11 protein-coding genes are annotated in these 14,110 nt (G+C 61.0%); 7 read left to right on the forward strand and 4 right to left on the reverse strand.

Going from position 1 to position 14,110, the window contains the following annotated elements; all coding sequences use genetic code 11:
• Positions 1-68 precede the first annotated feature (68 nt).
• The gene (gene ompR, locus BOP96_RS05115; RefSeq protein ID WP_003187669.1) at positions 69-809 is read right to left on the reverse strand and encodes an osmolarity response regulator transcription factor OmpR; all 741 of its coding nucleotides are present in this window, start codon (positions 807-809) and stop codon (positions 69-71) included.
• Between the two features lie 357 nt (positions 810-1,166).
• Between ompR and BOP96_RS05120 the strand changes: the two genes are divergently transcribed.
• From BOP96_RS05120 to tauD, 7 genes are all read left to right on the forward strand, one after another.
• Positions 1,167-3,491: a Tex family protein gene (locus BOP96_RS05120; protein ID WP_014716472.1), complete on the forward strand. Its 2,325-nt coding sequence runs from the start codon at positions 1,167-1,169 to the stop codon at positions 3,489-3,491.
• On the forward strand, positions 3,491-3,874 hold the full coding sequence (locus BOP96_RS05125) for a PaaI family thioesterase (protein WP_014716471.1): 384 nt from the start codon (positions 3,491-3,493) through the stop codon (positions 3,872-3,874). Before BOP96_RS05120 ends, BOP96_RS05125 begins: the two co-directional genes overlap by 1 nt.
• 214 nt (positions 3,875-4,088) lie before the next feature.
• The gene (gene gshA, locus BOP96_RS05130; RefSeq protein WP_032901783.1) at positions 4,089-5,672 is read left to right on the forward strand and encodes a glutamate--cysteine ligase; all 1,584 of its coding nucleotides are present in this window, start codon (positions 4,089-4,091) and stop codon (positions 5,670-5,672) included.
• A 260-nt stretch (positions 5,673-5,932) separates the two neighbouring features.
• The gene (gene tauA, locus BOP96_RS05135; protein ID WP_014716469.1) at positions 5,933-6,910 is read left to right on the forward strand and encodes a taurine ABC transporter substrate-binding protein; all 978 of its coding nucleotides are present in this window, start codon (positions 5,933-5,935) and stop codon (positions 6,908-6,910) included.
• Between the two features lie 17 nt (positions 6,911-6,927).
• Complete coding sequence (tauB, locus tag BOP96_RS05140; protein WP_014716468.1) at positions 6,928-7,707, forward strand: taurine ABC transporter ATP-binding subunit; 780 nt, start codon at positions 6,928-6,930, stop codon at positions 7,705-7,707.
• Positions 7,704-8,540, forward strand: a complete 837-nt coding sequence (gene tauC, locus BOP96_RS05145; RefSeq protein ID WP_014716467.1) for a taurine ABC transporter permease TauC — start codon at positions 7,704-7,706, stop codon at positions 8,538-8,540. Before tauB ends, tauC begins: the two co-directional genes overlap by 4 nt.
• 14 nt (positions 8,541-8,554) lie before the next feature.
• Complete coding sequence (gene tauD / locus BOP96_RS05150) at positions 8,555-9,391, forward strand: taurine dioxygenase (RefSeq protein ID WP_073451988.1); 837 nt, start codon at positions 8,555-8,557, stop codon at positions 9,389-9,391.
• 140 nt (positions 9,392-9,531) lie between these two features.
• On the opposite strand, the gene mgrA is transcribed toward tauD, so the two are convergent.
• From mgrA to epsC, 3 genes are all read right to left on the reverse strand, one after another.
• The gene (gene mgrA, locus BOP96_RS05155) at positions 9,532-10,569 is read right to left on the reverse strand and encodes an L-glyceraldehyde 3-phosphate reductase (RefSeq protein ID WP_014716465.1); all 1,038 of its coding nucleotides are present in this window, start codon (positions 10,567-10,569) and stop codon (positions 9,532-9,534) included.
• Positions 10,570-10,696: 127 nt separating this feature from the next.
• Complete coding sequence (gene betT / locus BOP96_RS05160; protein WP_169856569.1) at positions 10,697-12,658, reverse strand: choline transporter BetT; 1,962 nt, start codon at positions 12,656-12,658, stop codon at positions 10,697-10,699.
• A 399-nt stretch (positions 12,659-13,057) separates the two neighbouring features.
• Positions 13,058-13,984: a serine O-acetyltransferase EpsC gene (gene epsC / locus BOP96_RS05165; protein ID WP_073451990.1), complete on the reverse strand. Its 927-nt coding sequence runs from the start codon at positions 13,982-13,984 to the stop codon at positions 13,058-13,060.
• Positions 13,985-14,110: the final 126 nt, after the last annotated feature.

Below are 14,110 nucleotides of genomic sequence, written 5' to 3' on the forward strand. Positions count from 1 at the left end.
AGACGCCGGGCATCCCGTCGACCCTCATGGGGTCAAACGCCAGGATACCCGCCCCTGCAAATCATCGGTCACTTGGTTGCGGTGCCATCCGGCACAAACACATAACCCACACCCCACACCGTCTGGATATACCGCGGCTTGGACGGGTCCGGCTCGATCATCCGGCGCAGTCGGGAAATCTGCACGTCGATGGAGCGCTCCAGTGCGTCCCATTCCCGGCCACGGGCCAGGTTCATCAGTTTGTCACGGGTCAGCGGCTGGCGAGCGTTCATGACCAAGGCCTTGAGCACTGCGAATTCACCCGTGGTGAGCATGTGCACTTCTTCACCGCGCTTGAGCTCACGGGTGGCCAGCGACAGTTCGTAGTCGCCAAAGGTGACGCTTTCGTCTTCGCTGCCCGGTGCGCCCGGTACCGCCGGTGCCTGGCGACGCAATACGGCCTTGACCCGCGCCATCAGCTCATCGGGGTTGAAAGGCTTGGCCAGGTAGTCATCAGCCCCCAGTTCCAGGCCCTTGATACGGCTCAGTTCATCGCCCTTGGCGGTGAGCATGATGATCGGGATCTGGTTGTTAGCACCGCGCAGGCGTTTACAGGCAGTAAGGCCGTCTTCGCCGGGCAGCATCAGGTCGAGGACGACCAGGTTGAAGACTTCACGCCCTAACAGACGATCCATCTGCTCGGTGTTCGGCACCGCCCGGGCACGATAGCCCTTGGAGTTGAAAAAACGCTCCAGCAGGCTGCTCAGCCCCGGATCGTCATCAACGATGAGAATTTTTTCGCCTTCAGCAGTTTGTGCGGTGCTGCTCATTGGATGCTCCTCTTATCTCGGCGCGCATTATGGCGTAGCTGCCGTTATACGCACCGTGTGCATTGTTAGCAGATTTTTCATCTACTGCCAGCGAACCCGCGCCCTACAAGCTGCGGCGCAGTAGCCCCCAAGGGCGGAACGCTGGTTATAATGCGGCGCCTCCGTGCAGGGCAACGTCAGATCGTTACCGTTTGCTGCCGGGCTTTTTTTACCCGCTTGTCGTGACTTTTTCGATTTCGAGGGTCAATAGCCAGCCTCTTGACCCAGGCAGCGGCGCCAGTCGGGCCGCTCAACCAGCCTCGCCGAGCCTTGTTTTTACGGGCCGGCGCGCTGATTTTAAGAATTTCAGGTGGTTTTATGGACAGCATCAACAGCCGCATCGCCGAGGAACTCGGTGTACGCCCACAACAGGTCGAAGCGGCCGTCGCTCTACTGGATGAAGGCTCCACCGTGCCCTTCATCGCCCGTTACCGAAAAGAAGTAACCGGCAGCCTCGACGACACCCAACTGCGTCACCTGGAAGAGCGCCTGCGCTACCTGCGAGAACTCGACGAACGGCGTATCAGCATCCTCGCCAGCATCGAGGAACAGGGCAAGTTGACTCCTCAACTGGAACGCGACATCAAACTCGCGGATACCAAGACCCGCCTCGAAGACCTTTACCTGCCATACAAACAGAAACGTCGTACAAAGGGCCAGATCGCCCTGGAAGCCGGCCTGGGTGATTTGGCCGACGGCCTGTTCAACGACCCATCGCTGACCCCGGAAACCGAAGCCGCGCGCTTCATCGACGCGGAAAAAGGCGTCGCCGACGTCAAGGCCGCCCTCGAGGGCGCCAAGTACATCCTGATGGAGCGCTTTGCCGAAAACGCCAGCCTCCTGGAAAAACTGCGTACCTACCTCAAGCAAGAAGCCATCCTCAGCGCCCGCGTTATCGCCGGCAAAGAGGAAGAAGGCGCCAAGTTCCGCGACTATTTCGAACATGACGAGCCGCTCAAAAGCATGCCGTCCCACCGCGCCCTGGCGATTTTCCGCGGCCGCAACGAAGGCATTCTCAGCTCCGCGTTGAAAGTCGGTGACGAGTTGCCGGGCACCATGCACCCGTGCGAAGGCATGATTGGTCAACAATTCGGCATCCAGAACCAGAACCGCCCGGCGGACAAGTGGCTCGGCGAAGTGGTGCGCTGGACCTGGAAGGTCAAGCTTTACACCCATCTGGAAACCGACCTGCTGGGCGAGCTGCGCGACGGCGCCGAAACCGAGGCGATCAACGTGTTCGCCCACAACCTGCACGATCTGCTGTTGGCCGCACCGGCCGGCCCGCGTGCCACCCTGGGCCTCGACCCGGGCCTGCGCACTGGTTGCAAGGTCGCGGTGGTCGACGCCACCGGCAAGCTGCTGGACCACGCCACCGTGTACCCACACGTACCGCACAACAAGTGGGACCAGACCCTCGCGATCCTGGCCGCCCTGTGCGCCAAGCATGCGGTGGACCTGATCGCCATCGGCAACGGCACCGCCAGCCGCGAAACCGACAAGCTGGCCGCCGAGCTGATCAAAAAATACCCAGCCATGAAGATGACCAAGGTCATGGTCTCCGAAGCAGGCGCTTCGGTGTACTCGGCGTCGGAGCTGGCCTCCAAGGAATTCCCGGACCTCGATGTGTCGATCCGTGGCGCGGTGTCCATCGCCCGTCGCCTGCAAGACCCGCTGGCCGAACTGGTGAAGATCGACCCTAAATCCATCGGCGTCGGCCAGTACCAGCACGACGTGTCGCAGCTGAAACTGGCACGCGGCCTGGATGCGGTGGTGGAAGACTGCGTAAACGCCGTGGGCGTGGATGTGAACACCGCGTCCGTCGCCCTGCTGGCGCGAATCTCCGGCCTCAACGCGACCCTGGCGCAGAACATCGTCAGCCATCGCGACGAAAATGGCGCGTTCAAAACCCGTGCTGCACTGAAAAAAGTCGCACGCCTGGGTGAAAAAACTTTTGAACAGGCTGCTGGTTTCTTACGCGTAATGAACGGTGACAACCCGCTGGACGCCTCTGCGGTTCACCCGGAAGCTTACCCATTGGTGCAACGCATTGCCGCCGAGACCGACCGCGATATCCGTTCGTTGATCGGTGATGCCGCGTTCCTCAAGCGCCTGGACCCCAAGAAGTACACCGACGAGACCTTCGGTGTGCCGACCATCACCGATATCCTGCAAGAACTGGAGAAACCGGGTCGCGACCCGCGCCCGGAGTTCAAGACCGCCGAGTTCCAGGACGGCGTCGAAGACCTCAAGGACCTGCAACCGGGCATGATCCTCGAAGGCGTGGTGACTAACGTGACCAACTTCGGCGCATTCGTGGACATCGGCGTGCATCAGGACGGTTTGGTACACATCTCCGCGCTTTCGGAGAAGTTCATCAAGGACCCACGTGAGGCGGTCAAAGCCGGTGACGTGGTCAAGGTCAAGGTCATGGAAGTCGACATCCCGCGCAAACGCGTCGGCCTGTCGATGCGCATGAGCGACACCCCCGGCGAAAAAATCGACGGTGCACGTGGTGCTCGCCCCGGTTCGGCGCCGCGCCAGTCGCAGAACAACGCGCCGCGCAAGGAAACCGCGACTGCCGCGCCAAGCAACAACGCCATGGCGTCGCTGTTTGCCAACGCTAAACAGCTGAAGAAGCGTTGATGGAGATTCCGGCCGGTTTGACCCAGAGCGCATTCAGCGAACTGATCGGCTGCCGCCTGCAACGCCTGGAAGAGGGCGTTGCCGAGGTGGCCCTGACCCTGGAGCCGCACCTGCGCAACCGCGCGGGCAAGCTCCATGGCGGGGCGATTTTCAGCCTAGTGGATATAACCATGGGCCTGGCGTGTTCCAGCGCCCACGGTTTCGACCAGCAGAGCGCCACCATCGAATGCAAGATCAACTATATTCGCGCCGTGGAAGACGGTGATGTGCTGTGCACCAGCCGGGTGATCCACACCGGTCGCCGCACCCTGGTGGTCGAGGCCGACGTGTACCAAGGCGAAAGACTTGTCGCAAAAGCACAGGGCACGTTCGCTGTCCTATAGCTCCCCACCCCCGATTTGAGTTAATTTCGGCGCTGCGATAACAGCGTCGGAATTTTCTCGCTGCGCTGTAGCCCAATTCATGGAGTGAAGTCGGCAAATTCAGAGCGGGTCAAATCGACTCAAAACCAGGCGATCACGCCAGTTTCCACTTCACCCTTGTAGACCGTCCTGCCCACCCCCATATTGGGGCGACTGACGCGTGAAGGAATCCAACTTGAGCGAACTTCTCAACCGCCGCCTGGCCCTGCTCGGCAAGCGCGAACACCTCTCCCTGCTAGAGCAATGCTTGCACGGCATCGAGCGCGAATGCCTGCGCGTCACCAGTGAGGGTCGCCTGGCGCAAACGCCACACCCCGAAGCCCTGGGCGCCGCGTTGACCAACGAACAGATCACCACCGACTACTCGGAATCGCTGCTGGAGTTCATCACCCCAGCCCTGCCGAACCCGGCCGATACCCTGAGCAGCCTGGACAAGATCCATCGCTTTGCCTACACCAAGCTGGGCAGCGAATACCTGTGGAGCCCCTCGATGCCGTGCCCGTTGCCGGCCGAGGAAGATATTCCGATTGCCTACTACGGCACCTCCAATATCGGCCAGCTCAAGTACGTGTACCGCAAGGGCCTGGCCCTGCGTTACGGCAAGACCATGCAGTGCATCGCGGGCATCCACTACAACTTTTCCCTGCCGGAACAGTTGTGGCCATTGCTCAAGGAAACAGAAGGATTTGTCGGCACCGACCGTGACTATCAGTCCACGGCCTACATCGCGCTGATCCGTAATTTCCGTCGCTACAGCTGGCTGTTGATGTACCTGTTCGGCGCCTCGCCAGCCCTGGACGCCGGCTTCCTGCGGGGGCGCTCGCATCAGCTTGAAGTCCTGGATGCCGACACCCTGTACCTGCCCTACGCCACCAGCCTGCGCATGAGCGACCTGGGTTACCAGAGCAACGCCCAGGCCGGTCTGACGCCGTGCTACAACGACTTGGCCAGCTACACCGACAGCCTGCGCGAAGCGGTGGCAACACCCTACGCGCCGTACGTTGAAGTCGGCACGCACAAGGATGGCGAGTGGGTGCAGCTCAATACCAACATCCTGCAGATCGAAAACGAGTACTACTCCAACATCCGTCCCAAGCGCGTGACCTACACCGGGGAGCGGCCGATCCAGGCGTTGATGGCCCGCGGCATCCAGTACATCGAAGTACGCTGCCTGGACATCAACCCGTTCTTGCCGATGGGTATCGATCTGCCGGAATCACGGTTCCTCGACGCATTCCTGCTGTACTGCGCACTGAACGACAGCCCACTGTTCGCCAACAACGAGTGCGGCAACGCCACCTCCAACTTCCTCAGCGTGGTCAAGGAAGGTCGCCGTCCTGGCCTGCAATTGCAGCGTGACGGCCAGCCGGTGGACATGAAGGAGTGGGCGGCCGAGTTGCTGGAGAAGATTGCCCCGCTGGCCGCCCTGCTCGATCAGAGCCACGGCATCACCGAACACAGCGAGGCACTGGACGCCCAGTTGGCCAAGGTCAAGGACCCGTCCCTGACACCGTCGGCTCAGGTGTTGGCAGCCATGGCTGAGCGCAAGGAAAGCTTTGCGCAGTTCTCTCTGCATCAAAGCGAAGTGCATGCCGAGTACTTCCGCAAGGAGCCTTTGGCGCCTGAGGAACAAGCGCACTTTGAAGAACTGGCCCGTGCCTCGCTGGCGCAGCAGGCGGAGCTGGAACAGAACGAAGTGGGCGATTTCGATGTGTTTGTCGGCTCGTACCAGGCAAGCATCCTGGCCATCAGCAACTAACCTCAGGCTCGCTCCCCTGTGGGAGCTGGCTTGTGTGGGAGCTGGCTTGCCTGGGATATCGGTGGGTCAGCAACCCACCTGTTGACAGATACACCGCTATCGCAGGCAAGCCAGCGCCCACATTATTTTTGCCAGCCTGAAAACAGGCTTCGCCATTTCCCCTCATAAGCTAATTCGAAAAAGTTATTTATTTTCGAATTCTTAGATCATTTAGTCTCCTCTCACGCCGACCCTCGGCCGCCTGATTGAGGAGCTTCCCCTTGAAACTGTTGACCCCTCTGCGCCTGTTGGCCGCATTGTCCCTGGCCGGTGCCAGCCTGTTTGCCCAGGCGGCGGATGTGACCATTGCGTACCAGACCACCGTGGACCCGGCCAAAGTCGCCCAAGCCGACGGCGCCTATGAAAAAGCCACCAACGCCAAGATCGACTGGCGCAAATTCGACAATGGCGCCGACATCATCGCCGCCATCGCTTCGGGCGACGTGCAAATCGGCTACCTCGGTTCCAGCCCGCTGACCGCCGCAATAACCCGCAAAGTCCCGGTGCAAACCTTCCTCGTCGCCACCCAGATCGGCGGCGCCGAAGCCTTGGTGGCGCGTAACGGCTCGGGGATCAACAGCCCGCAGGACCTGGTCGGCAAAAAAATCGCTGTGCCCTTCGTTTCCACCGGCCACTACAGCCTGCTCGCTGCCCTGAAGCACTGGAACATCGACCCGGCCAAAGTCACCATCCTCAACCTGGCCCCGCCCGCCATCATCGCCGCCTGGAAGCGCGGTGATATCGACGCCACCTACGTGTGGGACCCGGCCCTGGGCGTGGCCAAAGAAACCGGCAAGGTGCTGATCACCTCCGGCGAACTGGCCAAGTTCGGCGCGCCGACGTTCGATGCCTGGATCGTGCGCAAGGATTTTGCCGAGAAGCACCCAGAGATCGTCACCGCCTTTGCCAAGGTCACTCTGGATGCCTACGCCGCCTACCGCAAAGACCCACAAGCCTGGCTTGCCGATACCGGCAACGTCGACAAACTGGTGAAACTCTCCGGCGCCAAGGCCAGCGATATCCCGTTGCTGCTGCAAGGCAACGTCTACCCGTTGGCCGCCGACCAGGTAACCCTGTTGGGAGCGCCAACCACCAAGGCCGTCACCGACACCGCTGCGTTCCTCAAGGAACAAGGCAAGGTCGAGGCCGTGCTGCCCGACTACGCCCCTTACGTCAGCGCCAAGTTCATTACCAACTGACCCAGGAGTTCACTGCGATGGCCTTGCTACAACTGGAGCGCATCAGCGCACAGTACCCAGGCGCCCCGGAACCGGTACTGTCCGATATTTCACTGGAGCTTGGGCCCCAGCAACTGCTGGTTGCCCTGGGCCCGTCCGGCAGTGGCAAGACGTCGTTGTTGAACCTGATTGCCGGCTTTGTCGAACCGTCTGCCGGGCGTATCACCCTCGATGGCGTGCCGGTCAAGGGTCCCAGCGCCGAGCGCGGCGTGGTCTTCCAGGACGACGCCCTGCTGCCCTGGCAGGACGTGCTGGCCAACGTCGCCTTTGGCCTGGAACTTGCCGGCGTGCCCAAGGCTCAGCGCGAAGTGCGCGCCCGCGAAATGCTCGCGCTGGTGGACCTGGCCGGTTTCGACAGCCGGCGCATCTGGCAGCTCTCGGGCGGCCAGAAACAGCGCGTCGGCCTGGCCCGCGCCTTGGCGGCCGACCCTCGCGTATTGCTGATGGACGAACCCTTCGGCGCGCTGGATGCCTTTACCCGCGAACAAATGCAGGAGTTGCTGCTGCAAGTGTGGCGGCGCACGGCCAAGCCGGTATTCCTGATTACCCATGACATTGAAGAGGCGGTGTTTCTGGCCACGGACCTGATCCTGCTGGCGCCCAACCCCGGCCAGATCGTCGAACGCCTGCAGCTGGATTTCGGCCAACGTTACGCCGCCGGTGAATCAGCCCGCGCAATCAAGTCCGACCCGCGCTTTATCGAAACCCGTGAACATGTGCTGGGCAAAGTGTTCTCCCAACGGCAGGTGTACGCATGAGCAGCTACGAACTTCCCGCCACGGCCAGCAAGGCGGTGGCACCTGTCGTTATTCCGGTACGCCGCAGCCTGAGCACGCGCTGGATCAGCGTGCTGACCCTGGTGGCCTTGCTCGCCCTCTGGTGGGCCGTCACCGCCACCGGTTTGATCGAACCTCTGTTCCTGCCGCCACCATCGGCAGTGTTGCAAAAAGGCTGGCTGCTGGCGACCACCGGCTACATGGATTCCACCTTGTGGCAGCACCTGGGCGCGAGCTTGAGCCGCATCGGCCTGGGCCTGGGCTTTGCGGTGCTGACCGCCGTGCCGGTGGGGATTGCCATCGGAGCCAACCGCATTGCCCGAGGCATTTTCGATCCGTTGATCGAGTTCTACCGGCCAATTCCGCCGCTGGCCTACCTGCCGCTGATCGTAATCTGGTGCGGCATTGGCGAGCTGTCCAAGGTGCTGCTGATTTACCTGGCGATTTTCGCCCCGATTGCCATCGCGACCGCAACCGGGGTGCGCACCGTCGACCCTGCCAAGCTGAGGGCCGCGCAGTCGCTGGGCGCAACCCGCGCACAACTGATTCGCCATGTGATCCTGCCCAGCGCCCTGCCCGACATCCTCACCGGTGTGCGTATCGGCCTGGGTGTGGGCTGGTCGACCCTGGTCGCCGCCGAGCTGATTGCCGCCACCAGCGGCCTGGGCTTCATGGTGCAGTCGGCGGCGCAGTTTCTGGTCACCGATGTGGTGGTTCTGGGCATCCTGGTCATCGCCCTGATCGCCTTCGCCATGGAAATGGGCCTGCGCGCCCTGCAGCGTAAATTAGTGCCCTGGCATGGCCAGGCACACTGAGTGAAGAATCCACAATGAGCAGCCTGACCGTTACCCCATTAAGCACCGCCCTGGGCGCCCAGATCAGTGGCGTCGACATCACCCAGCCGCTGAACCCTGAACAGCGCGACGCCATTGAACAGGCGTTGCTCGACTATTCGGTGCTGTTCTTCCGTGACCAGCCGATCATCCCTGCGCAACAGGCACGGTTCGCGGCAAACTTTGGCGACCTGCACATCCATCCGATCTACCCCAACGTGCCGGAACAGCCCGAAGTGCTGATCCTCGACACCGCCGTCACGGATGTGCGTGATAACGCAGTGTGGCATACCGACGTGACCTTCCTGCCCACGCCGGCCCTGGGCGCTGTGCTCAGCGCCAAGCTGCTGCCAGCCTTCGGCGGCGATACCTTGTGGGCCAGTGGGATTGCGGCGTATGAGGCATTGTCCGAGCCGTTAAAGCGCATGCTCGATGGCCTCACCGCCACACACGATTTCACCAAGTCGTTCCCGCTGGAGCGCTTTAGCAACACCGCCGAAGACCTTGCGCGCTGGGAAGCAACCCGCAAGAAAAACCCGCCGCTATCGCACCCAGTCGTGCGCACACATCCGGTGAGTGGGCGTAAATCGCTGTTCGTCAGCGACGGATTCACCACCCGAATCAATGAACTGGAACCGGCCGAAAGCGAGGCCATTCTCAAGCTGCTGTTCGCCCACGCCACCCGCCCGGAATTCACCATTCGCTGGCGCTGGCAGGAGAATGACGTGGCGTTCTGGGATAACCGCGTCACCCAGCATTACGCCGTGGATGACTACCGGCCGCAGCGGCGGGTGATGCACCGGGCGACGATTCTTGGGGATGTGCCGTTCTAACGCTTGGCGACAGATCGTTCCCACGCTCTGCGTGGGAACGCCTCCTGTGACGCTCTGCGTCACGACTTTAAAGCGGACGCCGAGCGTCCGGGGCTGCATTCCCACGCAGAGCGTGGGAACGATCAACCAGTGGTGTAAGGTTATTCAGCAGTGGACGGTTTTTCCCACAGGTTGATCCCACCTTCCTGCGCAAACCGATCAATCTCCGCCAGTTCTTGCGCACTGAAGCTCAAGTTCTTCAACGCCCCGACGTTCTCGATAATCTGCTCCGGCCGGCTTGCGCCGATCAGCGCACTGGTTACCCGTGGATCACGTAATGTCCACGCCAACGCCAACTGGGCCAGGCTCTGGCCACGGCGCTTGGCGATTTCATTCAGGCCGCGTACATGGGCGATGTTGGCTTCGGACAGGTGTTGGGCCTGCAACGAGCCACCACCCGGACGATTGACCCGCGCATCGGCTGGCACCCCGTTAAGGTATTTATCGGTCAACAAACCCTGGGCCAGCGGCGTGAAAGCGATCACCCCGGCGCCGAGTTCTTCAGTGGTCTCCAGCAGGTCTTTTTCCACCCAACGGTTGAGCAGGTTATAGGCCGGCTGGTGGATCAACAGCGGCACTTTCCACTCTTTGAGCAGCGCCGCCATTTCGCGGGTTTTTACTCCGGAGTAAGACGAGATACCGATGTACAACGCCTTGCCTTGCTGCACGGCGGTGGCAAGGGCGCTGGCGGTCTCTTCCAGAGGCGTGTCGGGGTCGAAACGGTGCGAATAGAAGATATCCACATAATCGACGCCAAGGCGTTGCAGGCTCTGGTCCAGGCTCGCCAATACGTATTTACGCGAACCGCCACCCTGGCCGTAAGGGCCGGGCCACATGTCCCAACCGGCTTTGCTGGAAATGATTAATTCGTCGCGGTAGTGCTTGAAGTCTTCGCGCAGCAAACGGCCGAAGTTGATCTCGGCGCTGCCATAGGGCGGGCCGTAGTTGTTAGCCAGGTCGAAGTGGTTGATGCCCAGGTCGAACGCCGTGCGCAGCAACGCGCGCTGGGTGTCGATCGGGGTGCTGTCGCCAAAGTTGTGCCACAACCCCAGGGACAGGGCTGGTAGCACCAATCCACTGCGGCCTACGCGGCGATAGGGAATAGATTCATAGCGGTTTTCGGCAGCAATGTACGTCATCGAATCCTCTCTTGATCTAGGGCAAATAAGGCCCGGGAATAAGCATATTCCCGGGCCTTTTAAGCAGCTGAATCGCTTAAGTCTGCCTCTTCCTTTTACAGCAAAGACCTACTTGAGAGGAACGCTATCAGCGCACCATGTGCAAGAACTGCAGATGGCGCTCGTACTGGTCGAGGATGTCATTGATGATCTGCTCCTTGGTGTAGCCCACCAGGTCATAGTCCTGGCTGCCCTCACTCAAGTGCACTTCGGCCCGATAGTAGCGGCGGTTGTTGATCTCTTTCTTGCCGATGCCGCCCAAGGCGAACGACGGCGTGAAGTAGCCACGCATCTGCACCTGGTAGATGAACGGACGTTCTTCGCCATGGCCGATTTCGAGGCTGACACTGTCGTTGGACGGGTCGGGCTGGGTCACCACCGTAAGGCCCTTCTCGACAAACACGGCGGTCACTTCTTCAATCGCGGGGCGCACCGTGGTGTCGAGGAAACGGTACACCTCGTCACGCGACGGAAAATGCACGGCCTGGCTCAAGCGCTGGCGCCAGCCGCCTCGACCTTTGCGTGAAGCCGATATCGGCGCCAGGGAATGCAACTGCGCAATCTGCTTTTGCGACTCCAGGTAGAACGCCTTGTGCAGCCCCCACATCATCAGCAGCAGGATCAGCGAGAACGGCAGCGAGGTCAGTACCACCGCAGACTTGAGCGAGTCGATACTGCCAGCGAACAGCAACGCACTGGTGACCAGGGCGGTCATCGCGCCCCAGAACACACGCAGCCACTTCGGCCCGTCTTCATCCGCGTTGCCGCCTTTGGACGAGAGGGTGGAGAGCACCACAGTGCCGGAGTCAGCCGAGGTCACGAAGAATACAAAGCTGATGAACACCGTGACCGCGATCACGGTCTTGCTCCACGGGTAGGTTTCCAGCAGCAGGTAGAGGCTCATCGATGGGTCATCGATAGCCGACTGGCCCAGTGCAGCCATGCCATGGTTGAGCACCTGGTCGATGGCGCTATTACCGAAGATCGACATCCACGCCAGGGTGAAGCCCAGTGGAATCAGCAGCACGCCAAACACGAATTCGCGGATGGTACGACCACGGGAAATGCGCGCGATAAACAGGCCCACGAACGGCGACCATGCGATCCACCAGGCCCAGTAGAACACCGTCCAGCCGCCCAGCCAGTCGCTCGGCTCGTTGTAGGCATACACATCAAAACTCTTGGTGGGCAACGCGCCCAAATAGTCACCGATGTTCTGGATCAGGGTGTTGAGCAGGTGCTGGGTAGGCCCGGCGAACAACACGAACAGCAGCAGCGCACAGGCCAGCAGCATGTTGATGTCGGACATCACCCGCACGCCTTTGTCGACGCCGGCCACGGCCACGATGATCGCCGCGCCCATCATCAGGGTGATCAGGCCCACCTGGATCCACTGGGTATGGGCAATGCCAAACAGGTAGTCCAGGCCAGAGTTGAGGTGCAGTACGCCAAAGCCCATGTCGGCGCCCAGGCCGAACACCGTGGCAATGATGCCAAAGCCATCCACCGCATAACCGATAGGGCCATTGATGCGCTTGCCGATCAGCGGGTACAGCGCCGAGCGCAATGCCAGCGGCAGGTTATGCCGGTAGGCGAAATAGGCCAGGGCCATGCCGACAAACGCGAACACGCCCCAGCCATGCAGGCCCCAGTGCAGGAACAACACCTGCATGGCCTGGCGCGCCGCATCGGCGTTCATTGCTTCGCCCTGGGGCGGCTGCACCAGGTGCGTCAGCGGCTCCGAGACACAGAAGAAAAACAGCGTGATGCTGATCCCGGCGGCGAACAACATGCCGGCCCAGGACAGGTAACTGAATTCGGGCTCGTCGTGGTCGGCACCGAGTTTTATCTTGCCGTAGCCCGATAGCGCGGTGACCACCACGAAGACCAGATACAGGGTCATCGCCAGCATGTAGTACCAGCCGACCGTGTTGGCCGCCCAGTTTTGCGCCGCCAGCAGCCAGGCACCGGCCTGTTGCGGGATAGCGATGACCGTGATGCCAAACAGCAGGATGACGGTAGCGGCAAAATAGAAAACGGGCGCATTCATGCGCACCATGCCGCTGGAAGGGGTGGACGATGCACTCATGAACGATGCACCTCAAGGTTGCGGGATATGGCTGTAAAAAACGGACTCAGCAAAGGTAAGCCTCCTGTTGTGAGCGGGCAGCGAACCACCGGTTTAACTTGAACGAACGTTCAAGTTAAACATGAATAGGCGGTCTGGGACTAATCGCAAGGCTGAATGGTAGGTGTTTCCTACACTAGCTCAGGGATTGGTATGACGGATGAAGAAGGCAAATCGTTCAGCGACCCCACGTTGAAATACATTCGAAATGTGGGAGCTGGCTTGCCTGCGATAGCGCTGAGTCAGCCACCCATCTGTTGACTGATACACCGCTATCGCAGGCAAGCCAGCTCCCACACTGACCGGCGTTTGGCTCAGGTATTACTTCTGCGCCCCATCATCATGCTGCAAATTCGCCTGGGTGATATTCGCCCCGGCCGGCACGCTGCGGGTCAGCCACACATTGCCGCCAATGGTCGAACCCTGGCCAATGGTGATCCGCCCCAGGATCGTCGCCCCGGCGTAAATCACCACATCATCTTCAACAATAGGGTGACGCGGGTGGCCTTTCTGCAATTGCCCATCTTCATCCGCCGGAAAGCGTTTGGCGCCCAGTGTCACGGCCTGGTAGATGCGCACGCGCTCGCCGATGATCGCCGTCTCGCCAATCACCACGCCTGTGCCGTGATCGATAAAGAAACTCGGGCCGATCTGTGCGCCGGGGTGGATATCAATGCCGGTGGCCGAGTGGGCGATTTCTGCACTGATCCGCGCCAACAGCGGCAGGCCGGCACGGTACAGGTGATGGGCCAGGCGATGGTGGATCACCGCCAGGATGCCCGGGTAGCACAACAGCACCTCATCCACACTGCGTGCGGCCGGGTCGCCGTGGTAGGCGGCCAGTACGTCGGTGTCCAGCAGGCTGCGCAAGGATGGCAACGCCAGGGCGAAATCTTGGATCAGGCGAATGGCGTGGGCGTTGACTTCGCTGTCGTCCTCACCGCTCTGGCGCGCGGCATAGCGTAACTCCAGGCGCGCCTGGGCGAGCAAGGCGTTGAGCGCGACGTCGAGGGTGTGGCCCACGTAGAAGTCTTCGCTTTCTTCGCGCAGGTCCGCCGGGCCCAGGCGCATCGGAAACATGGCGCCGCACAAGGCCTCAAGAATCTGCGCCACCGCCTCGCGGGACGGCAACTCGCGGCCACCATGCTCGCCACTCAAACGCCCATTGCGCGTTCGCCACTGGTCGCGGGCGCCGCGCAGCTGGCTGACGATGGTCTGCAATTGCCAATGACTGGAACGCTCACTCACGGTATTCACTCCTGACGAAATGGCCATCACTTTACGGTATGCACCCAGGCAGCTCTTAAGAACCAATGGTGTGAACATAAGAACCTTTCGTCATAAGCGATTGACGGTTGCCCGATGAAAAGTGCC

Source organism: Pseudomonas sp. FSL W5-0203, assembly GCF_001896155.1.
Lineage (GTDB): Bacteria > Pseudomonadota > Gammaproteobacteria > Pseudomonadales > Pseudomonadaceae > Aquipseudomonas > Aquipseudomonas paracarnis.

Bases quoted from the DNA above. Each gene is read 5' to 3' on its own strand.
- tauC (WP_014716467.1), top strand. From the start codon at position 7,704: ATGAGCAGCTACGAACTTCCCGCCACGGCCAGCAAGGCGGTGGCACCT.
- BOP96_RS05125 (WP_014716471.1), top strand. From the start codon at position 3,491: ATGGAGATTCCGGCCGGTTTGACCCAGAGCGCATTCAGCGAACTGATC.
- betT (WP_169856569.1), bottom strand. From the start codon at position 12,658: ATGAATGCGCCCGTTTTCTATTTTGCCGCTACCGTCATCCTGCTGTTT.
- tauB (WP_014716468.1), top strand. From the start codon at position 6,928: ATGGCCTTGCTACAACTGGAGCGCATCAGCGCACAGTACCCAGGCGCC.
- tauD (WP_073451988.1), top strand. From the start codon at position 8,555: ATGAGCAGCCTGACCGTTACCCCATTAAGCACCGCCCTGGGCGCCCAG.
- BOP96_RS05120 (WP_014716472.1), top strand. From the start codon at position 1,167: ATGGACAGCATCAACAGCCGCATCGCCGAGGAACTCGGTGTACGCCCA.
- ompR (WP_003187669.1), bottom strand. From the start codon at position 809: ATGAGCAGCACCGCACAAACTGCTGAAGGCGAAAAAATTCTCATCGTT.
- mgrA (WP_014716465.1), bottom strand. From the start codon at position 10,569: ATGACGTACATTGCTGCCGAAAACCGCTATGAATCTATTCCCTATCGC.